General features: G+C 62.7%; 21 protein-coding genes. 7 read left to right on the top strand and 14 right to left on the bottom strand.

Going from position 1 to position 19,737, the window contains the following annotated elements; translation table 11 throughout:
* Positions 1 to 4: 4 nt before the first annotated feature.
* The 4 genes from RS9916_RS09265 to RS9916_RS09250 all read right to left on the bottom strand — a co-directional run bounded on the left by RS9916_RS09265 (position 5) and on the right by RS9916_RS09250 (position 5,018).
* A complete protein-coding gene (locus RS9916_RS09265; RefSeq protein ID WP_007099107.1) occupies positions 5 to 394 on the bottom strand; it encodes a lipopolysaccharide assembly protein LapA domain-containing protein in 390 nt (129 codons plus the stop codon).
* Positions 395 to 479: 85 nt separating this feature from the next.
* A complete protein-coding gene (locus RS9916_RS09260) occupies positions 480 to 2,144 on the bottom strand; it encodes an NAD(P)H-quinone oxidoreductase subunit 4 (protein WP_038024424.1) in 1,665 nt (554 codons plus the stop codon).
* 124 nt (positions 2,145 to 2,268) lie between these two features.
* Positions 2,269 to 4,281 carry an NAD(P)H-quinone oxidoreductase subunit 5 gene (locus RS9916_RS09255; protein ID WP_007099105.1) on the bottom strand — a complete coding sequence of 671 codons (2,013 nt, stop codon included), beginning with the start codon at positions 4,279 to 4,281 and terminating at the stop codon, positions 2,269 to 2,271.
* 35 nt (positions 4,282 to 4,316) lie between these two features.
* Positions 4,317 to 5,018, bottom strand: coding sequence for an NnrU family protein (locus tag RS9916_RS09250; RefSeq protein WP_038024423.1), 702 nt, complete (start codon positions 5,016 to 5,018; stop codon positions 4,317 to 4,319).
* A 174-nt stretch (positions 5,019 to 5,192) separates the two neighbouring features.
* Between RS9916_RS09250 and RS9916_RS09245 the strand changes: the two genes are divergently transcribed.
* Positions 5,193 to 6,197, top strand: coding sequence for a LysR family transcriptional regulator (locus RS9916_RS09245; RefSeq protein ID WP_007099103.1), 1,005 nt, complete (start codon positions 5,193 to 5,195; stop codon positions 6,195 to 6,197).
* Here the strand turns inward: RS9916_RS09245 and RS9916_RS09240 are convergent.
* The gene (locus RS9916_RS09240) at positions 6,188 to 6,868 is read right to left on the bottom strand and encodes a DUF3172 domain-containing protein (protein WP_038023599.1); all 681 of its coding nucleotides are present in this window, start codon (positions 6,866 to 6,868) and stop codon (positions 6,188 to 6,190) included. The genes RS9916_RS09245 and RS9916_RS09240 overlap by 10 nt on opposite strands.
* Entirely contained in the window at positions 6,865 to 7,212 is a 348-nt protein-coding gene (locus RS9916_RS09235; RefSeq protein ID WP_007099100.1) for an NAD(P)H-quinone oxidoreductase subunit M, read from the bottom strand. Before RS9916_RS09235 ends, RS9916_RS09240 begins: the two co-directional genes overlap by 4 nt.
* A 107-nt stretch (positions 7,213 to 7,319) precedes the next feature.
* Here RS9916_RS09235 and pds point away from each other — a divergent pair, with 107 nt between their 5' ends.
* The gene (gene pds / locus RS9916_RS09230) at positions 7,320 to 8,738 is read left to right on the top strand and encodes a 15-cis-phytoene desaturase (protein ID WP_007099099.1); all 1,419 of its coding nucleotides are present in this window, start codon (positions 7,320 to 7,322) and stop codon (positions 8,736 to 8,738) included.
* A gap of 3 nt (positions 8,739 to 8,741) precedes the next feature.
* Positions 8,742 to 9,650 (top strand): phytoene synthase, encoded by a 909-nt coding sequence (locus RS9916_RS09225; RefSeq protein ID WP_007099098.1) that lies wholly within the window; start codon positions 8,742 to 8,744, stop codon positions 9,648 to 9,650.
* Positions 9,651 to 9,731: 81 nt separating this feature from the next.
* On the opposite strand, the gene RS9916_RS09220 is transcribed toward RS9916_RS09225, so the two are convergent.
* Together RS9916_RS09220 and RS9916_RS09215 are read right to left on the bottom strand one after the other, a co-directional pair.
* A complete protein-coding gene (locus RS9916_RS09220; RefSeq protein ID WP_007099097.1) occupies positions 9,732 to 10,166 on the bottom strand; it encodes an RNA-binding protein in 435 nt (144 codons plus the stop codon).
* Positions 10,167 to 10,226: 60 nt separating this feature from the next.
* The gene (locus tag RS9916_RS09215) at positions 10,227 to 11,489 is read right to left on the bottom strand and encodes a CCA tRNA nucleotidyltransferase (protein ID WP_007099096.1); all 1,263 of its coding nucleotides are present in this window, start codon (positions 11,487 to 11,489) and stop codon (positions 10,227 to 10,229) included.
* On the opposite strand from RS9916_RS09215, the gene RS9916_RS09210 reads away from it, so the two are divergent.
* Genes RS9916_RS09210 through RS9916_RS09200 form a run of 3 tightly spaced genes read left to right on the top strand, consistent with a single transcriptional unit; the run spans position 11,488 to position 12,943 of the window.
* The gene (locus RS9916_RS09210; protein ID WP_007099095.1) at positions 11,488 to 11,739 is read left to right on the top strand and encodes a Ycf34 family protein; all 252 of its coding nucleotides are present in this window, start codon (positions 11,488 to 11,490) and stop codon (positions 11,737 to 11,739) included. The genes RS9916_RS09215 and RS9916_RS09210 overlap by 2 nt on opposite strands.
* Positions 11,736 to 12,356 (top strand): tRNA (adenosine(37)-N6)-threonylcarbamoyltransferase complex dimerization subunit type 1 TsaB, encoded by a 621-nt coding sequence (tsaB, locus tag RS9916_RS09205; protein WP_007099094.1) that lies wholly within the window; start codon positions 11,736 to 11,738, stop codon positions 12,354 to 12,356. Before RS9916_RS09210 ends, tsaB begins: the two co-directional genes overlap by 4 nt.
* Before the next feature lie 5 nt (positions 12,357 to 12,361).
* Positions 12,362 to 12,943 (top strand): YdcF family protein, encoded by a 582-nt coding sequence (locus tag RS9916_RS09200; RefSeq protein WP_007099093.1) that lies wholly within the window; start codon positions 12,362 to 12,364, stop codon positions 12,941 to 12,943.
* Here the strand turns inward: RS9916_RS09200 and RS9916_RS09195 are convergent.
* The 5 genes from RS9916_RS09195 to rpaB are packed head-to-tail and all read right to left on the bottom strand — an operon-like array spanning position 12,913 to position 17,681.
* Positions 12,913 to 13,605, bottom strand: a complete 693-nt coding sequence (locus RS9916_RS09195) for a 1-acyl-sn-glycerol-3-phosphate acyltransferase (protein ID WP_007099092.1) — start codon at positions 13,603 to 13,605, stop codon at positions 12,913 to 12,915. The two genes, RS9916_RS09200 and RS9916_RS09195, sit on opposite strands and share 31 nt — an antisense overlap.
* Positions 13,602 to 14,498, bottom strand: coding sequence for an ACP S-malonyltransferase (gene fabD / locus RS9916_RS09190; RefSeq protein WP_007099091.1), 897 nt, complete (start codon positions 14,496 to 14,498; stop codon positions 13,602 to 13,604). Before fabD ends, RS9916_RS09195 begins: the two co-directional genes overlap by 4 nt.
* A 27-nt stretch (positions 14,499 to 14,525) precedes the next feature.
* Positions 14,526 to 15,554: a beta-ketoacyl-ACP synthase III gene (locus RS9916_RS09185; protein WP_007099090.1), complete on the bottom strand. Its 1,029-nt coding sequence runs from the start codon at positions 15,552 to 15,554 to the stop codon at positions 14,526 to 14,528.
* Between the two features lie 59 nt (positions 15,555 to 15,613).
* The gene (plsX, locus tag RS9916_RS09180; RefSeq protein ID WP_083773052.1) at positions 15,614 to 16,954 is read right to left on the bottom strand and encodes a phosphate acyltransferase PlsX; all 1,341 of its coding nucleotides are present in this window, start codon (positions 16,952 to 16,954) and stop codon (positions 15,614 to 15,616) included.
* Positions 16,935 to 17,681: a response regulator transcription factor RpaB gene (rpaB, locus tag RS9916_RS09175; RefSeq protein WP_007099087.1), complete on the bottom strand. Its 747-nt coding sequence runs from the start codon at positions 17,679 to 17,681 to the stop codon at positions 16,935 to 16,937. The genes plsX and rpaB overlap by 20 nt, the downstream gene beginning before the upstream one ends.
* A gap of 132 nt (positions 17,682 to 17,813) precedes the next feature.
* On the opposite strand from rpaB, the gene radA reads away from it, so the two are divergent.
* Positions 17,814 to 19,217 (top strand): DNA repair protein RadA, encoded by a 1,404-nt coding sequence (radA, locus tag RS9916_RS09170; protein ID WP_007099086.1) that lies wholly within the window; start codon positions 17,814 to 17,816, stop codon positions 19,215 to 19,217.
* On the opposite strand, the gene RS9916_RS09165 is transcribed toward radA, so the two are convergent.
* Positions 19,208 to 19,678: a photosystem I assembly protein Ycf3 gene (locus RS9916_RS09165; protein ID WP_369791604.1), complete on the bottom strand. Its 471-nt coding sequence runs from the start codon at positions 19,676 to 19,678 to the stop codon at positions 19,208 to 19,210. The genes radA and RS9916_RS09165 overlap by 10 nt on opposite strands.
* Positions 19,679 to 19,737 lie beyond the last annotated feature (59 nt).

Raw genomic sequence — 19,737 nt, 5'->3', positions numbered from 1 at the left:
CAGCTCAGGATGCACTGACATCAAGCTGGTCAATCTCAGAGTTCTGGTCGCCATCTGTGCTGACCTTGGCGGAGGGTAAAAGTCCGAGCTGGGTCTCGACGGTGGACCGATAGCGGTTGAGGTCGGTTTCCAGTTCCTCGATGCGCACCTGTTGGGCTTGCATCTCCTCTTCTTTGCCAAGCGTTTCCACCGTGTTGAGCATGCCGCTCCAGGCGGCGAAGAACCAGGCGGAAACGGCTCCCACCCCTGAAGCCACGAGCAGCACGGCGGCTAGTGGAAGGGTGTATTGCAGGCCGGGAAGGAAGTGCACCGTGGTGGCCGCGGTGTTCTCCAAGGTGAAGAACACCATCACCAGGCCGAAGGCGAAGATCAGGCCGAAGTTGATCTGGCGCATGGTCAGAAAGGATCGTCAGTGAAACGTACGGGCGACGGCCTCGCCCGTCTGTTCAGAAGGCCGAACGGACGAAGTTCGTTACGCGTCAGCCCTGGGGAAGCGATGGTGCTTGCACGAATGCCGGGGTGAGAGGTGCCATGCGCAGCAGGGGAGCTGTGGGTTGGGTGATCCGCTCCATGGCCACCACGTCGCGGTTGACCAAGGCTTCGATCGAGCTCCGGTAGCTGTCGGTCATCAGCTTGGGATAAAGGCCGATGCCGATGATGGGCACAAGCAGGCAGCCGATTACATACACCTCACGGGGCTCTGCATCCACCAGGTTGGTGTGGGAGACCAGGTCGTTGTTCTCCTTCCCGAAGAAGATCTCCCGAAGCATGGAGAGCAGGTAGATGGGGGTGAGAATCACACCGACGGCGGCCAGACCATCGATCACGATTCGGAAGGTCAGGCTGTAGGCCTCGTCGGTTGCGAAGCCTGCAAACACCATCAGTTCGCTCACGAAGCCACTCATGCCCGGCAGGGCCAGGGAGGCCAGGGAGCAAACGGTCCAGAGCGCAAACATGATGCGCATCTTCTGGCCCACACCTCCCATCTCATCGAGTTGAAGGGTGTGGGTGCGGTCGTAGGTGGCTCCCACCAGGAAGAAGAGGCTCGCGCCGATCAGGCCGTGGCTGATCATCTGAAGCATGGCTCCACTGGTGCCCAGGTCGCTGAAGCTGCCGATGCCGATCAACACGAAGCCCATATGGCTGATCGAGCTGTAGGCGATCTTGCGTTTCAGGTTCCTTTGAGCAAAGGACGTCAGCGCCGCATAAATGATGTTCACCACGCCGAGCACCACGAGGAGTGGCGCGAACTGGGCGTGCGCTTCCGGCAGCATTTCGGCGTTGAAACGGAGCAGGGCATAACCGCCCATTTTCAGCAGGATGCCTGCGAGAAGCATGTGGACCGGTGCTGTGGCTTCGCCGTGGGCATCCGGTAACCAGGTGTGCAGGGGAACAATCGGCAGCTTCACCCCGAAGGCAATCAGCAGGCCGGCATAACAGAGCAGCTGGAAGCCATGGCCGAAGCCCTTCTGGGCCAGAACGCTGTATTCAAAATTGGGGGTCCCGCCACCGAAGAAGCCCATGGCGAGGGCAGCCAGCAGGATGAACAGGGAACTACCGGCGGTGTAGAGGATGAATTTGGTGGCGGCGTACTGCCGTTTCTTTCCGCCCCAGATTGCCAGCAGTAGATAAACGGGAAGAAGTTCCAGTTCCCAGGCCAGGAAGAACAGGAGCATGTCCTGGACGGCGAACACGGCGATCTGGCCACCATCCATGGCCAGGATCAGGAAAAAGAACAGCTTGGGCTTGAAGGTGACCGGCCAGGCGGCCAGCACAGCCAGGGCTGTGATGAAGCTTGTTAGCAGGATCAGCGGCATCGAGAGACCGTCGGCCCCGACAGCCCAGGTGAGGCCCAGATCGGGCAACCAGCTCACCCGTTCTGCCAGTTGCAGCCCACTGATGCTCGGGTCGTAGCCGTCGAGATAGGCCCCGACGGTGATCAGGAAGGTGATCAGTGCGATTCCGAGGGCAAACCAGCGCACCTGCTTCCCTTCCCCTTTGTCGGGTATGAACGGAACAATCAGCGCGCCGACGATCGGGAACAGGATCGACAGGCTCAGCCAGGGAACATCGGTGGAAATCGACTCGGGTCGCAGGCCCACCAGTTGCGGATCAAACGGGGGGCTAACGGCAAACTCCAGCACGGACAAGCCTTTTCAGGTCTTGCCGGAGTGTAGAAACGGTTGTTGGTTTCAACACGCTGGATGGTCGTTGGGACACAGAGCGTCAGACAACGACGCCGGCTTGACGAGATGGAACAACGAGCGATCAGCTGATCGGGCTGCCAAGAACGCCGAACAACACCACCATGGCGATCACACCGCCGAACACGATCAAGGCATAGAACTGGGCGCGCCCCGTCTCGAAATACTTGAGGCCTTCGCCACTGCCCAGGGTGAGCAGACCGGTGAGGTTGACCACACCATCGACCACCTTGGCGTCAACTTCGAGCACTTCACGCGCCAGCTTGCGACTGCCACGCACGAACAGCTTTTCGTTGATCCAATCGAGGTACCACTTGTTGGCCAGGAAGGCATTGATGGTTGGCACTCGCGCGGCCACCAGTTCTCCGAGGTCGATGGTGCGAAGGGCATAGGCCAGCACTGCAATGGTGATGCCGGTCACTGAGATCGCCACGGATGCTCCGGCCAACGGCAGGAATTCGCCCCAGCTGAAGTGCTCAGCCATGTCTGCCGCTTCTTCAGGGTTCAGCAGCCCTGCAAAACGGCTGTTCCAGGGCGTGCCCAGCAGGCCGATCAGCACAGAGGGAGCTGCGAGCACGGCCAGGGGAAGCGTCATCGGCCAAGGGGACTCGTGCACGCTTCCGCCGTGATGAGCATGCTCGTCGTCGACGCTTTTGCCAGCAGCGGCCATCAGCTGGTGCTGCATGGCCGTGTCGTTGCCGCGGAACTCCCCTTCGAAGGTGAGGAAGTAGAGGCGGAACATATAGAAGGCGGTCATGCCGGCCGTGAGGAAACCAACGGCCCAAAGCACGGGATAGGTGTTGAAGGCTTGGCCGAGGATTTCGTCCTTGCTCCAGAAACCAGCCAGCGGAGGAATGCCGCTGATGGCCACGCAGCCGATGAAGAAGGTGATGGCTGTGATCGGCATCTTCTGGCGGAGGCCGCCCATCAGGCGCATGTCCTGGGCGAGCACAGGTTCATGCCCCACCACGTCTTCCATGGCATGGATCACCGAGCCGGAACCCAGGAAGAGCATGGCCTTGAAGAAGGCATGGGTCACCAGGTGGAACATGCCCGCAACGGGAGCGCCACAGCCCATGGCCAGCATCATGTAACCCAACTGCGACACGGTGCTGTAGGCCAGACCTTTCTTCAGGTCCATCTGGGTCAGAGCAATCGAGGCTCCCAGGAAGCAGGTGATGGTCCCGACCACAGCAATGACAAGGCCAACACTGGGAAACTGGGCATAGAGGGGCTCAAGCCGAGCGACCAGGAAGACACCTGCCGCCACCATGGTGGCGGCGTGGATCAAGGCTGAAATCGGTGTGGGGCCCTCCATGGCGTCCGGCAGCCACACATGCAGAGGGAACTGGGCCGATTTGGCCATGGGACCCATAAAGACGAAAAGGCACAGCGCCAGAGCGGCCCATCCAGGCACGGAGCCGTTGCTGATGGCGGCAGCCAAGCCATCGGCAATGCCCTGGAAGTCGAAGCTGCCGGTGGCCCAGAACAGGCCGAGGATGCCGAGCAGGAGGCCAAAGTCGCCCACCCTGTTCACGATGAAGGCCTTCTGGGCCGCGTGTGCGGCGCCGTCGCGGTCGTACCAGAAGCCCACAAGCAGGTAGGAGCACATGCCCACCAGCTCCCAGAACACGTAGATCTCCAGCAGGTTGGGACTGATCACCAGCCCCAGCATCGAGCTGCTGAATAACGCCAGATAGGTGAAAAAGCGCACGTAGCTTTTGTCGTGCGCCATGTAGCCATGGGAGTAGATCAGCACCAACAGGGCGATGGTGGTGACCAGGGCCAGCATCACGGATCCCAGCGGATCCACCACGTAGCCCATCGGCAAGCTGAAGCTGCCGGCGCTGGCCCAAACAAACAAATGTTCGACCGGGGGTGCACCGTTGAACTGTTCAAACAGCACGGCGTAGCTGATCACCGCTGCGGCACCGACACAGCTGAGCAGCAAGACGGCGACCGGCTTGCGCAGGCGATTGATCGTTCGGTTGAAACTGATCAATCCCATGCCGGTGATCAGCGCTCCGATCAGCGGAAGCACTGGAATCAACCAGGCGTAGTCAGCGGCCGAGTGCATCCGGACGAAGCAGGATTTTGCTGAGTTTAGGCAGCTCAGCCCAGCAGGCTCTCCAGTCGGGAGTGGAGAAACGCAGTGGTGCCGATCGGGATGAAACGGTGGGCCCACCAGAACACCCCCACGGCAATGACAATTCCCAGTTGGGCAGGGCGTAGAAATTCCGCCCAGGTCAGCTGCTGACGACCATCCAGCACGGCGACGAACGGCGCCACAGAGGTGTTGGCTCGCAACTCCGTGAAGGCATCACCGAAGCGGGCCTGCAGGCGCCGATCGCCATGCCAGATGGCAAACAGGTGATGGCCGATCAGGCCGATGCAGGTCACCACCATGAAACTGCTTCCGATCCAGAGGGCATGGCTGATGCACCAGAGGATCTGGCCCACCGCCTGGGGGTGGCGGCTGATGCGAATGATCCCGGTGGCATACATCCGCACCTGAGGTTTGAGCACGGCTGGGATTTCCAGCAGGTTGTAGGTGGCCGGATACAGGAACAGAAAACTGATGGCGGTCAGCACCCAGATCACGGGGATGAGGCCTGGCACCCCCTGCAGATTCCACAGTCGAATGCCGTCGTAGCGGTGGGCCAGGAAATAGCCGATCACCACAACAGCGGAAGGAATGCTGGCGGCGGCAAACAGCAGACGCCAGGCACGGGCACCGATTTTGGCCTCAGCGTGGTTGCGCAGAGCGGCACCGCCGCTGTGGATCACGGCGAACAGCACCAGAAGGGCGAACATCACCAGGCTGGAGTGGTGAATGCTGCCGTTGACGGCCTCGGACACAGACCTCTGCGGAGAAGGATGCGCCGATTCTGAAAGTTCATCGGTCGGTTCCGGGGCTTGGTGGTGTCCCTGAGGCGGGCATCCCCCTTACAGTTTTTTGGTTCTTCCTGCCCGGGTGGGCAGGCCCCCATGGCCGATCTGCCCTTCACCCTGGATCAACTGCGCATTCTGCGGGCCATCGTCAGCGAGGGCAGTTTCAAAAAAGCTGCCGACAGCCTGTTCGTGACCCAGCCGGCCGTCAGCCTGCAGATTCAGAACCTCGAAAAGCAGCTGGAGGTGTCGCTGTTTGACCGCGGTGGCCGAAAAGCTCAGCTGACTGAGGCAGGGCATCTGCTGCTCGGCTACTGCGACCGGATCCTGAGCCAGTGCCATGAGGCCTGCCGCGCCCTCGACGACCTCCACAACCTCAAGGGTGGGTCGTTGGTGGTCGGTGCCAGTCAGACCACGGGTACCTATCTGATGCCTCGGATGATCGGGCTGTTCCGGCAGAAATATCCCGATGTTGCGGTGCAGTTGCATGTGCACAGCACGCGCCGTACCGGCTGGAGCGTGGCTAACGGCCAGATCGATCTGGCCATCATCGGTGGGGAGTTGCCCTCCGAACTCAATGAGTTGCTGCAGGTGGTGCCCTACGCCAGTGATGAACTGGCTTTGGTGTTGCCGGTGAAGCACCCGCTGGCTCGGTTGATGGAACTGAGCAAAGACGACCTTTATCGCCTTGGGTTTGTTTGCCTGGATTCCCAATCCACTACGCGCAAGATGGTCGATCAGCTGTTGGCTCGTTCAGGCCTGGATGTTCAGCGTCTGCGGATCGAGATGGAGCTCAATTCGCTGGAAGCGATCAAAAATGCAGTGCAGGCAGGTCTTGGTGCCGCGTTCCTGCCGGTGGTGTCGATTGAGCGGGAGTTGAATGCCGGCACCCTGCACAAGCCCGCGGTGGTGGATCTGCAGGTGCGCCGCCAGCTCAAATTGATCAGCCATCCCGCCCGGTATTGCTCCCGGGCCTCCGATGCCTTCCGCAGGGACGTGCTCCCTCTGTTTGCCAGCCCCGATAGCCCGTTGCGCCAGGTGCGCACAGGACTGGCAACACCCGATGAGGACGGCGAAAGCCGACCTGCACAGGCTCAGAACTGATCCGCCTCTGGGGTCAAGCCCACCGAGTCGTCGGCCACGCCTTTGGTGATGAATTTGTTCTCGCGCACGTCTGTTTGGTAGACGCAGCGCACAAAGGGTTTGTCGCGGATTGAGCCGATGTAGGCGAAGGTGTTCATCCGCTGTTTGCACTCCCGCTCCTGGGCAGGAGTGATCGCTCCTTCCTTGCGCAGCACGGCCCAGTTCTCCCTTCGGATCACGCATCCGGCCTGCAGCGCCGGCTGGGTGACGAAGCTGCTGACCGGGTTCATGGTCGTGTACATCTCCAGGTCCATCACATAGGCACTGGCGCCCCACTGCCTGCAGAACTCGGGATCCGGTACGGCCATGTCGAGTTGTTGGCTGCTGGCGATGTTGCCTTGATCGCCCTGGGTGGTGCTGGTCACAGCACTGCCGATCCCGATGCCCACAACGAGCACACCGGCGAGGACCGCCGCTGTGGCCGTGTTGAATTTCATCCCGCCACCACCAGGTGGTCCCCCCGGAGGCTGTCCGCCTGGGGGGCGACCGCCAGGGGGCCGTCTGCCTGGGTCGTAGCGCCCAGAGGATGGCTGCCGGCCATAGCTACCCCTGTCGTCACGGGGCCGGTTGTCCCGAGGACCTCTGCCCTGGGGGCCGTCGTAGCGCGGACGGTCGTAGGGGGAGCGGCTCAAAGCAGTTCAGGCGAGCGGGGCAGTCCCATCGAGTAATTCAGCACCCGACAATCGGGGTTGTAGCTCAGTTCTCCGGCCTGGAGCAGTTGGCGGATGCAGCCTTCCAGTTCTGTGCCGATGCGGCGCAGGTTGTAGTCGCTCAGCTCAGCACCGGCATGGCTTTCGACCAGATCTTTAAACCGTTGCTGCACCTTGGCAATGCAGCTGTCGTTCCAGATGAATTCGTTGTCGGGGTCGAGATCGAGGGTCAGCTGCTCGGGGTCCGGCACCAGGTTGTTGTTCTCCACCTTGGCGGTGAACAGCCGCACGTGGCGGGTGGTGCACTTGAGCAGAGTCTCAGCCATGGCAACAGTGAGGTTCCGGAGAAAACCGAAACGGCGATTCGACCGACTTTAGGAAGCAAGCGGGGGAGGGCAGCTTTTAAGGTTAGTTGCAATTTCTAAGCACCACCATGCGCATCGCCATTGCAGGGGCCGGTTTGGCCGGACTCTCCTGCGCGAAGTATCTGGCGGATGCCGGTCATACCCCGGTGGTGCTCGAGTCCCGTGATGTGCTCGGCGGCAAGGTGGCGGCCTGGAAGGACGAGGACGGCGACTGGTATGAGACCGGCCTTCACATCTTTTTCGGGGCCTACCCGAACATGCTGCAGCTGTTCAAGGAGCTGAACATCGAGGACCGGCTGCAGTGGAAGAGCCACTCGATGATCTTCAACCAGCCTGAGGAGCCTGGCACCTACAGCCGTTTCGATTTCCCCGACTTACCCGCCCCGGTGAACGGCGTTGCAGCGATCCTGGGGAACAACGACATGCTCACTTGGCCGGAGAAGATCAGCTTCGGTCTCGGTCTCGTGCCCGCCATGCTGCGCGGACAGGGCTATGTCGAAGAGTGCGACAAGTACTCCTGGACTGAGTGGCTTCGCATCCACAACATTCCAGAGCGGGTGAATGACGAGGTGTTCATCGCCATGAGCAAGGCGCTCAATTTCATCGATCCTGATGAAATCTCCGCCACGGTGGTGCTCACCGCGCTCAATCGCTTTCTTCAGGAGAAGAACGGTTCCCAGATGGCCTTCCTGGATGGAGCTCCCCCGGAACGGCTCTGTGAACCCATCGTTGAGCACATCGAAGCGCGCGGAGGCGAGGTGCACCTCAACAGCCCTCTGCGTGAGATCAAGCTCAATCCGGATGGCAGCGTCGCTTCGTTCTTGATTGGCGGAGTGAAGGGCCAGGAAACCCGGGAAATCCACGCCGATGCCTACGTCAGCGCCTTGCCAGTGGATCCCTTCAAGCTGCTGCTACCCGAGCCCTGGAAGCAAATGGAGGTGTTCCAGAAGCTGGATGGCCTGCGAGGTGTTCCTGTGATCAACCTGCACCTGTGGTTTGACCGCAAGCTCACCGACATCGACCATCTGCTCTTCAGCCGCTCTCCTCTGCTCAGTGTCTACGCCGACATGAGCATCACCTGCCGGGAATACGAGGACCCAGATAAATCCATGCTCGAGCTGGTGTTTGCCCCAGCAAAGGACTGGATCGGTCGCCCGGACGAAGAGATCATCGAAGCCACCATGGGCGAGCTCAAGAAGCTGTTCCCCATGCACTTCGGTGGCGACAACCCCGCCACCCTGCGCAAGTACAAGGTGGTGAAAACACCGTTGTCGGTCTACAAGACCACTCCCGGATGCCAGCAGCTTCGTCCGGATCAGACCACACCGATTAAGAACTTCTTCCTGGCGGGGGACTACACCATGCAGCGCTATCTGGCGTCGATGGAAGGTGCGGTGCTCAGTGGCAAGCTCTGCGCTGGCGCAGTGGACCGCAAGAGCGGCCAGCTGGCATCATCGACCCCTGTCAGCGCGCCGGTGTCGGCCTGAGTCATGCCCCTCGCCGCACTGAATCTCGAGGCTGCCTACGAGAGTTGTCGGCAGGAAACGGCGACCTGGGCGAAAACCTTCTATCTCGGCACCCTGCTGCTTCCTCCTGAGAAGCGCAGGGCGATCTGGGCCATCTATGTCTGGTGCCGACGCACCGATGAATTGATGGACAGCGAAGAGGCCCAGGCGCGTCCGGTGTCTGAGCTGGCTGAGCGTCTCGATCGCTGGGAAGCCAAGACCCGTGCGCTGTTTGAGGGCAAGATCGCCGACGACCTTGACGCGGTGATGGTGGACACGCTTGAGCGCTTCCCACAGTCGATTCAGCCCTACCTCGACATGATCGAAGGTCAGCGGATGGATCTCACCTGGACCCGCTATCCGACGTTCAAGGATCTGCGTCTCTACTGCTATCGGGTGGCTGGCACCGTCGGTTTGATGACGGAAGGGGTGATGGGCATCGATCAGGCCTACACAACAGCGCCCTGGAGCCATGTCCCCAACACGTCCGATGCGGCAGTGGCCTTGGGGATCGCCAACCAACTCACCAATATCCTGCGCGATGTCGGAGAAGACCGGGGGCGAGGTCGGATTTATCTGCCTCAGGAGGACCTTGAACGGTTCGGCTACAGCGAGGAGGACTTGATGGCGGGCCGTCTCAATGACGCCTGGAGGGCTCTGATGGCTTTTCAGCTGGAGCGAGCCCGTGAGTGGTTTGCGCGCTCTGAGGCTGGTATCCGCTGGTTGTCAGCTGATGCTCGCTGGCCTGTTTGGACCTCTCTGCGTCTGTATCGCGGCATTCTTGATGTCATTGAACAGCTCGATTACGACGTCTTCCAAAACCGGGCTTATGTCGGTCGGCTTGGAAAGATGCTGGAGTTGCCCCGGTCCTACGTGATTGCGCAGACCCGTTGAAGGTGATGCCGTTTGGTTGCTGGCGGCCATGAAAAAAGCCCGGGTGCAACCCGGGCTTTTTGATGATCTGGTGCGTTGCGCTCAGACGGCAGTTTTCTGATTGGCCAGAAGATCCTTGAGCTTGGCCAGCTCACCGGCCCAGCGGGGATCGGGAGCTTCTTCAGCTTTGGCGTCGCTGTGGACCACCTTATTGACGGCCTTGCGGGCAGAGCCAGGAGCATGGGAAGCGCCAGGGCCGCCGCGGCGTCCGCCGCCACCTGCGTTGTTGTCACGGCGCTCGGAGCGCTCGATGCGCAGGGCGTTACCGCCGAAATCTTTGCCGTTGAGCTGTTCGATCACCGCATCAGCAACTTTCTCGTCGTTGACGTTGGCGAAGCCGAAACCACGGCAAGCACCGGTCTCCCGGTCGAGCACGGCTTTGAAGCGGATTCCTTCCCCGACGCTGGCCAGCAGGCTCTCCAGCTCCTTGGATTCAAAAGTCTGCGGCAGGTTGCCGACGTAAAGGCGAGCGCTCATGGAAGGGGGGAAGGATGAAAGATCCGGTCAGTTCGATCGATGTCGACACTGCAAAGGCAGTTAATCACAGCGTGGTGGCTGGGAGGTCATCCACCATCGGCGAGCGGCGGTCAATGCCGCCTCTCGGTTCGGCAAGCGACCGAAGGCCCGTTCAACAGCAAGGTGTTGCAGAAGCTGACCGAGTTGGGGGCCAGGGGTGATGCCCAATGCATCTTGCAAGGTGGTGCCGTCCAGCGGTGGCTGGGGATGAAACAAGGGGTCGACGGGGTTGCGCCAGCGTTCCAGCCACGCCTCTTGAAAAGGCGGTTGAAGCTGCAGGATCAGCGCGGGCAGGTCATCCCCCAGTTCGGTGTGGAGCTTCAGGCGTCGCTCTTCAGACAACGAGTCGAAACCGAGGCCGTCGTCCATCTGCTGCCAGCGGCGCAACACCCCACAGCGCTGGATCTGACGGCGGCTGAACCGCAAGGTCTTGAGACCGTGGTCGCTCAGCAGTCCGGTCAGCCGCACGAGGGGCAGGGCGGCTTGGCGTTCCTCCTGGGTGAGAGAGGCTGCAGACGGTGTGAGGGGCTCTGGAGGTCTCTTGAGATCGGCTTGAGAGCCAGCGTCTTCGGTTGGGGCCCAGGGAGAGAGCAGCCCACTGCAGCGCAGTTGCTCCATGGCTTGATCAGCGCCGGGGGCTTGCACCAACTTGGTCAGTTCGGCCTGAATCCGTTCGGGTGCCGCCTTGGGCAGTGCCTTTCGATGTTTGTTCAAGAGGGGCCAGGTGTCCGCCGCGATCTTGAAGTTCAGTTCCGCCGCAATGCGGATCCCCCGCAACAGGCGCAAGGGATCATCGATCAGGTTCTGCTCCGCCACGGCTGTCAGCAGCCCAGCGTTGAGGTCCTGAAGGCCGCCGCAGGGGTCCACCAACTCGGGGGTGGGGGCCAGGCGCAGGGCAATGGCGTTAATGCGGTAGTCCCGTCGTTGCAGGTCAGCGGTGAGGTTGGCCCCCTCTTGGCGGGCCAAGTCGATCGTCCAGCCTTTCACCACCAACCGGGCCATGTCGCGCTGTTCGTCCAGCACGACGCAGGCACCGCCATAGCGCTTGGCAAGACGGCGGGTTTCCCCCAGGGCATCCGCCGGCACCACCAGATCAAGGTCGGGGGTCGAGCTGAGCCGTCCCAGCAGGGCATCCCGCACCGCTCCACCCACCAGGGCACTGCCTGGTGGAAACGACTCCAGAGGCACTGGCCAGCGTTGCGGGGCTAAGGCATCCCGCAACAGCTCCGCCTGATCGGCGGGATTGGCCTCCAGAATGGAACCCTCAGCGGCAGGGGGAGGCATGTGCATCTGCGTGGATTGCCGCTGGGTGGATCGATGTCAGGCCTATCACGCGGTGGAGCGTCAGCATGGCGCTGTTCACCTCAGCGAGGATCCGGATCTGGTGCCTGAGCAGCCGCGGATTCACATCAGCGTTCATGATCTTCCCGGCGGTCAGGCCGGGATCGAATGGGACGTGCGCAGTTGCGCCAGTTTTGAGGCCGAGCCAGGGCGTTGGCAGCGCCTGCGGCCCGGAGTGGAGCTGCCGCGATGAGCCGTTGGTTGCTGGCTCTGCACAGTTCCACCCCTGTGCTGGGAGTGGCGGTGCTGGATCTGGATGATCCCCAGGGCAGCCGCCGGGTGCTGACCCGGCCTGCTGGGCGTGAACTCACCAATGGTCTTCCGGCTGCTGTGCAGGAGCTGTTGCCTCCGGATCAGTGGTCAGCGATCGTGCGGCTGGCGGTGGCTACCGGGCCCGGTGGGTTTACAGGCACACGCCTGACGGTGGTGATGGCGCGCACGCTGGCCCAGCAGCTCGACTGCCCGCTGGATGGAATCAGCAGCTTTGCCCTGATGGCCCCTCGGCTGGCACGCCAAGGGGCGTTGGCGTCGCCGCACGACCCCTTCTGGATCGTGCAGACCCTGCCGCGCCGTGGTCAGGTCGGGGGCGCCTACCAAGTGTGTGAGGGTGATGCGGTGGAGGAGCTGCAGGTGCCCCATCTTTTGGCCGAGGACGAGATGGTGCAGCCGGCCCTGACCATGAGCGAAGACGTGGAAGCCGATGTGAGCCGGTTGCTGGACTGCTGCCTGGCGGCGCATCAGCGCGGTCTCCCCAGCCCTTGGACCGCTGTGTTGCCGATCTACCCCACCTCTCCGGTGGGGGTGGTGTAAGGGCGATGGGCAGCCGCTGGGGGTGGGTTGCTGGCGCTGGATTGCTCGGCGTGGTGTGTGCTTTGCCTCTCCGGCCTTATCACCAAGCTCTTGTCACGGCTCAGCCGCCGGAACGGATTCTGGTGCTGGGGGGCGATGTGGACCGGGAGCGGGCCGGCCTTCAGCTGGCGCGTCGGCTCAATCTGCCGCTTGTGGTGAGCGGGGGCAGCAATCCCGAATATGCCCACTGGTTGATGGAGACCGAAGGGTTGCGGGAGGGCCAGGTGGTGCTGGATTACCGCGCCAATGACACCCTCGGGAATTTCACATCCCTTGTGGATGACCTCCGTGAGCAGGGTGTTCAGCATGTGTTGCTGGTGACCAGCGAAGACCATCTCCCCCGCGCGCTCACGGTGGGCAGCCTGGTGGCAGGGAGCCGAGGGATTCGTTTGACCGGTGTACCCGTGTCCTGTGGTGTGGACTGTGTGCAGGAAAGTCCAGGAAAACGCTGGGGCGATGGCCTGCGTGCCCTGGCTTGGGTGATTACGGGAAGGGATCTGAAACCCTGGGCTCGAGCTCAGTGGGAACGCTTGGTGAGCAGCCCCTGATCCAGCAGGGCGTTGATGCGCCGCTGCAGTTCCAGGGTGGTGGCTTCCAGGTCGGGTTTGCGCCGACTGGCCGGAGGCGGAAGCGGCTCCCCCACTCGGATCTGGATGGGCACCAGGCGCGGACGGCTCTGGCCCGTGCCGAGCGCGCGATGGCTGTTGATGATCGCCACAGGCAGCAGGGCAGCGCCGCTGCGGGCGGCCAGCAGGGCCGCGCCTGGCATGGGTTGATTGACCCGTCCGTCGGGCTGGCGCGTGCCGTCGAGGAACACCCCCGTGGCCCAGCCCTCCTGCAGGCGGGCTGTCGCCGTGCGAATCGCTTCCCGATCACTGGCTCCCCGTTTGACGGGATAGGCCGCCAAGGCCCGGATCAGAGAGCCGAGTAGGGGGACAGCAAACAGTTCCGCTTTGGCCATGAAGGCCACAGGGCGTCCAAGGGCATGACCCAGGAGGGGAGGGTCGAGATGGGAGCCGTGGTTGGCCACCACCACCAGTGGGCCCTGCATCGGAACGTTCTGACAACCGCTGATCCGCCCACGGAACAGGCCTCGGAACAGGGGGAAGACCAGCAGAGCACTCACCAGCCTGTAGGTGAGGCTGGGGCGGGGTGGTCGCTTTACCAGCGCCGGGTTTTCACGGGCCGGATCAGGCTGCACCACGCTCACAGTCCCAGGTCGCCGGCACTGGCCAGCTGGCTGGCAACCACGCCGCTCATGGAGCGTTTGGCCAGACCACTGAGCACGTTGCCGGGGCCGATCTCCACCAGGGTGTCCACCTTGGCAGCGGTCATGGCCTCCATGGTTTCGCGCCAGCGCACACCACGGGTCATCTGATCCCGCAGGCGCTGCTTGATCACTCCGGCATCGCAGCTGGGGCTGGGATCGGTGTTGCTGAGCACCGGCACGCGGGCATCTTCAAAGGTCACACTGTCGAGGTGGGAGGCGAAGGCGTCCGCCGCGTCGGCCATGAAGGGGGAATGGAATGCCCCAGACACCGGCAAAGGAATGGCACGTTTGCAGGTGAGTTCAGCACTCACGGCTTTGACCGCCTCGGGGGTGCCAGACAGCACCACCTGGGCGGCACTGTTGTCGTTGGCAATTACCACGCCCTCATGGGCGGCCACCAGGGAGTCGAGCTGGTCACGATCGAAGCCGATCACGGCCGTCATCGCTCCACCGCCAGCATTGGCCATCAGGGTGGAGCGCTTGAGCATCAACTCCAGGCCAGTGGCGGCATCGAAAACGCCGGCGGCATAGAGAGCCACCAGCTCTCCCAGGCTGTGGCCAGCCACCAGGGCCGGTTCCCGTCCTTGTCGGCGCAGTTCGTCGACGATCAGCGACTCCACCACGAACAGGGCGGGCTGGGTGTTGCGGGTGTCGTTGAGGTCGGCGGGACCGTCGGCGTCACTGGTTTCGCCACGGCAGATCGCCAGCAGATCACGACCGAGAAGCCGCGAGGCCAGGGCAAAGCGTTCTTCAGCGCCAGGCAGGCTGATCACAGGGTCGGCCATGCCGACTTTCTGAGACCCCTGACCAGGGAACACCCAGGCGATCGCCATCGAAAAGTGCGCGGTTGTGGGGGGAGCCTACGAGGGGCCCTGCCAGCGCAAGAGAGCTGCACCCCAGCTGAGGCCCGCACCGAAGCCGCTGCTGGCGATGCGATGACCAGGCTGAATGCGTCCGTCGCGCACGGCCTCGTCGAGCATCAGCGGGATCGTGGCTGCTGAAGTGTTGCCGTAGTTGGCCAGGTTGGTGAGCACCTGGCTGTGGGGAATGGCAAACCGATCCGCGACGGCATCGAGGATGCGTTGATTGGCCTGATGCAGCAACAACCAGTCGAGTTGATCGGCACTGGTGGCTGTGTCTTGCAGCAGCGCCTTGAGGATCGCCGGCACTTCCCGGACGGCGAATTTGTAGACCTCCTGGCCGATCATCTGGATCGGTTCGTAGTGGCCGCCCTGATGGCTGCTGCCATCCACTAGGGGTCGGCGATCGCGGCTTTGGGGCACGTTCAGACATTCGCCGCGACTGCCATCGCTGCGCATCTGGAAGCCGAGCAGGCCATCTTGATCCGCTGGACACGCCTCCAGAGCCAGGGCTCCAGCGCCATCGCCGAACAGCACACAGCTGCGCCGGTCGTCCCAGTCGACCCAGCTGCTCAGTTGGTCGGCCCCGATCACCAGCACCCGCCGCATGGCTCCGGTGCGCAGGAACTGCGATGCCGTGATCAGCGCGAACAGAAAGCCACTGCAAGCAGCGGTGAGATCGAAGGCCACGGCGTTGCGGGCGCCCAGCAGAGCCTGCACTTTCGGCGCTGAGCCGAACAGGTCATCGGGGGTGGAGGTGGCCAGCAGCACCAGGTCGAGGCTGTCGGCGTCCCATCCCGCCATGGACAGGGCTTCTCGCCCAGCATCGGCAGCCAGGCCGGAGAGCGATTGATCAGGCCCGCAGATGCGACGGGCCTGAATGCCGGTTCGGGTGCGGATCCATTCGTCGTTGGTGTCGACCCGTTGCCCGAGTTGATCGTTGCTGATCTGTTGCTCACCGCGGGCACTTCCGCTGGCCACCAGGGCCACGCCGCCGGAGGGTCCGGAGAGTGGTGCTGATCCAGCCAAGGGCGATGTCAGACGAGGTGGCGTCAGTCAATCACAGTCGAGGCTGGCGCGGTGCAGTCTCAGACCCCAACGGGCTTGGCGGTGTTGCCGAGTTCGGCGAGATCGTCCATCACGCCATGGCTGGCGGCGGAGTGGGCTAAGCGCAGGGCACTCAACACGGACAGGGCCCGGCTGCTGCCGTGGCCAATCACACAGATCCCGTTCACGCCCAGCAGCAGGGCGCCACCGTGTTCGGCGTGGTCGAGGCGTTTCTTGATGCGCTTGAGGTTGCTCATCAGGAAGGCTGAACCCACCTTCCCGCGGCGGCCACGGGGCAGTTCGGCTTTGAGCACCCCGAGCAGCACGCTGCCCACCGATTCGAGGAATTTGAGCAGCACGTTGCCGGTGAATCCATCACAGACCACCACGTCAAATTCACCGGAAAGCACATCGCGGCCCTCACAGTTGCCCGCGAAATGGAGACGGGACTCCTCTTTCAGTAGTGGGTAGGTCTTGAGGGCGAGATCGTTGCCCTTGCACTCCTCTTCGCCGATGTTCAGCAACCCCACCCGCGGTTGAGCGACCTGCAGCACATCCCGGCTGTAGATGTTGCCGAGCAGGGCGAACTGGTGGAGATAGGACGGTTTGCAATCCATGTTGGCGCCCACATCCAGCACCAACACGGGCTGGCCTGGATCCTTGGTGGGGAACAGGGCTCCAATGGCAGGGCGTTCGATGCCTGCCAGGCGCCCCAGCCGGAAAATGGCTGAGGCCATCACAGCTCCTGAGTTGCCTGCGGAATAGACCGCCAGGGCCTCCCCCTTTTTTACCAGGTTCATGGCCACGTTGATGCTGGCATCGCGTTTGCGCCGCACCACCGTGGCCTCTTCATTCATTTCCACGGAAGGACCGCTGGCCACCAGATCGAGGTAGCCGGCGTTGCGCGCGTCATTCAGGGCTTCCGTCAGCCCCATCTCCTCGGCGGCAGCCAGCACCCGATCGGTTTCTCCGACAAAACGAATGCGGAGAGGCAGGCGGGTGATGGCCTGGAGGCATCCCTCCAAGATCGGGCCAGGCGCATGGTCGCCACCCATGCCGTCGACGGCCACCCACAGGCGTTCTGCATCGTTGATGGCGGTGTCGCCATCGCTATGGCCACCTTGCAGCCGTCGAAGAGGGTCGAAGACCAAGGGTTGCAGCACGGTGCCGGCCACGTTGCCCGCGCTCGACACCACCGTGCCGGCGACAGAGCCAGCGGCGCTTGCTGAGGAGGTGGCAGTGCCCACAAGGCTGGTGACCGCGGCATTGCGGCGATACCAAATCACAAGACGGCGAACGGCCTTGGAGCGTCGGGGCTTGGCCCGAGCCAACGAATCGCCCACAGGGGGCGTCGCATTGGAGTCAGTTTCCTTCGGAGGCAACGGAGTCAACGATGCGCTGGAACAAATAGCCGGTGCCGCGAGCAGTGAGGATCAGCTCGGGATTCGCCGGATCGTCTTCCAGTTTGGAGCGAAGCCGGGAAATATGAACATCCACCACCCGGGTGTCCACATGGCGTTCTGGGGTGTAGCCCCACACTTCCTTGAGGATTTCCCCGCGACTGAAGGGTTCTCCAGAACGGCTGACCAGCAGTTCCAGCAGGCTGAACTCCATGCCCGTGAGTCGGATCCGCTCATCGCCACGGAACACCTGACGCTTGTTGGTGTCGATGCGCAGATCGGACACCTGAATCACGCCGGAGTTGGGGATGCCAGCCACCTGTTCTTTGTCCACCCGGCGCAGCACGCAACGGATGCGGGCTTCCAGTTCCTTGGGACTGAACGGCTTGACCACGTAGTCATCGGCGCCCAGTTCGAGGCCGGTGATGCGGTCCGCCACATCCCCCAGGGCTGTGAGCATCACGATCGGCACATCCGATTCCTTGCGCAGCTCCTGGCAAACGCCGTAGCCGTCAAGCTTCGGCATCATCACGTCGAGCACCACCAGGTCGGGCTCCACGTTGCGGAAGCACTCCAGTGCCTCGTTGCCGTCGCAGGCGGTGATGACGTTGTAGCCAATCATCGAGAGGCGGGTTTCCAGAATCCGGCGGCTGCTGGCTTCGTCATCGACGACGAGGATGGTTTCCTTGGCAGGACTGGCGACTGTCATCAGGCCCGCGGGCACTACAACAACTGGTTACACCTAAGTGGCCAGCCGCCCGATTTATTCACTCCCCGCCAGTTTTCTTCATAGTTCGACTTTTTCGGAAGTCGGCGTTCGCTGCCTTTCCTCCCCCTATTCGTGCCCCGTTCTTCCACCCTGTTCGTTTGCCAGAGCTGTGGGGCGCAGACCCGTCAGTTTTTTGGTCGTTGCAACAGCTGCGGCAGCTGGAATTCCCTGGTGGAGCAGTCGCAGCCCAAAGACGACGGCCGTCGCAGGCGTGCTGGTGCTGATCCCAAGGCGGCTCCCGTGGCGCGCCGATCCACAGCCATGGCTGACCTTGGTGATCAGCCGATGCAGCGGCTTGGCAGTGGTTACGACGAATTCGACCGGGTGCTTGGCGGTGGCTTGGTGCCGGGGTCTTTGGTGCTGGTGGGGGGAGATCCGGGCATCGGCAAAAGCACCCTGTTGCTCCAGAGCGCCACGGCCATGGGAGGGGACCGCTCGGTGCTCTATGTCAGTGCGGAGGAATCGGCGCAGCAGGTGAAGTTGCGTTGGCAGCGCTTGCAGCGCCGCGGCGCCGATCTGCAGTTGCTGGCGGAAACCGATCTGGAGCTGGTGCTGGAGGAGCTGGAGGCTCTCAGGCCGGATGTGGCGATCATCGACAGCATCCAGGCCATGCACGACGCCAACCTCACCAGTGCGCCGGGATCGGTGGCCCAGGTGCGAGAGTGTGCGGCTGCCCTGCAGCGGCTGGCCAAGCGTCAGAACACGGCACTGCTGCTGGTGGGTCACGTCACCAAAGAGGGAGTGCTGGCTGGGCCCAAGGTGTTGGAGCACCTGGTGGATGCGGTGCTGACCTTCGAAGGCGATCGCTTTGCTAGCCATCGCCTGCTGCGTGCGGTCAAAAATCGCTTCGGTGCCACCCATGAGCTGGGCGTGTTCGAAATGCGCGGGCAGGGGCTGGCGGAGGTGGGTAACCCCAGTGAGCTGTTCCTCAGCGGTGAACAAGCCAGTGGTGTGGCCACGATCGTGGCCTGCGAGGGCACCCGTCCGCTGGTGGTGGACCTTCAGGCCTTGGTGAGCACCACCAGTTACGCCAGTCCGCGCCGGACTGCGACGGGGATTGCGGTCAACCGTCTGCACCAGATCCTGGCGGTGCTGGAGAAGCACATGGGCCTGCCGCTCTCACGCTTCGATTGCTACCTGGCGGTGGCTGGCGGCCTCGATGTGGAGGAACCCGCCGCTGATCTGGGGGTGGCGGCGGCTGTGGTGGCCAGCTACAGGGATCTGACGTTGCCGGCTGGCACGGTGCTGATGGGGGAGCTGGGTCTGGGCGGTCAGCTGCGCTCCGTTCCCCAACTGGAGCTGCGCCTGCAGGAGGCCGCCCGACTCGGGTTCAGGCGTGCTGTTGTGCCCCAGGCCAGCGGCCTGGGTGCGGTGGCGGCTGCCTTGGGGCTGGAGTTATTGGAGGCCTCGCGGATCACCGAAGCCCTCGTGCTGGCCCTCGGCGATGGAGCGACGGCTCAGGACGATCAGAAATAAACGTCGACGTTGCTGCGACCGGTCGATTTGAGCCAGTTTTCGATGTCGAGGTAGCCGCCTGGGTTGAGGCGCACCGCCTGGGTCCAGGCTTCGGCCGCCTGATCGAACCAGCTGTCGGCTTCATCGCGGCGACCCTCCTCTTCAGCTGTGCGTCCGCGCTTCTCGAAGATCAGCCCCATGTTTTTGAGGCAGGAGGGCTGCTTGGGGTTCTCGTCGAGCGCTTTCTGATAGGTCTCGATCGCCCGGTCTTCCTCTCCATTACTCATGTAGATGATCGCCATGTTCTTGAGGGTTTCACCGCGGTCGATCGGGTTTTCCTCGAGCTTCAGGCTTTCCTCGTAGTTCTCCAGTGCCTCGGCGTAGTCGCCGTCGTTCTGGGCTGAAAGCCCGTCGCGGTAATAGACGTAGGCCTCCTTGGCCCGGGCGTTGATCGGAAGCAGCTTCACGATCAGATCCGCCATCACCGTGAAACTCTTGTCGATGAAGTTGTCGTTGCGGTTGCTGCGGGGCACGGCGGGCC

Origin of the sequence: Synechococcus sp. RS9916 (assembly GCF_000153825.1) — a bacterium.
Taxonomy (GTDB): Bacteria; Cyanobacteriota; Cyanobacteriia; order PCC-6307; family Cyanobiaceae; genus Synechococcus_C.
The sequence above is the reverse complement of the archived record's forward strand: the minus strand, read 5'-3'. Positions and strand labels throughout refer to the sequence as shown.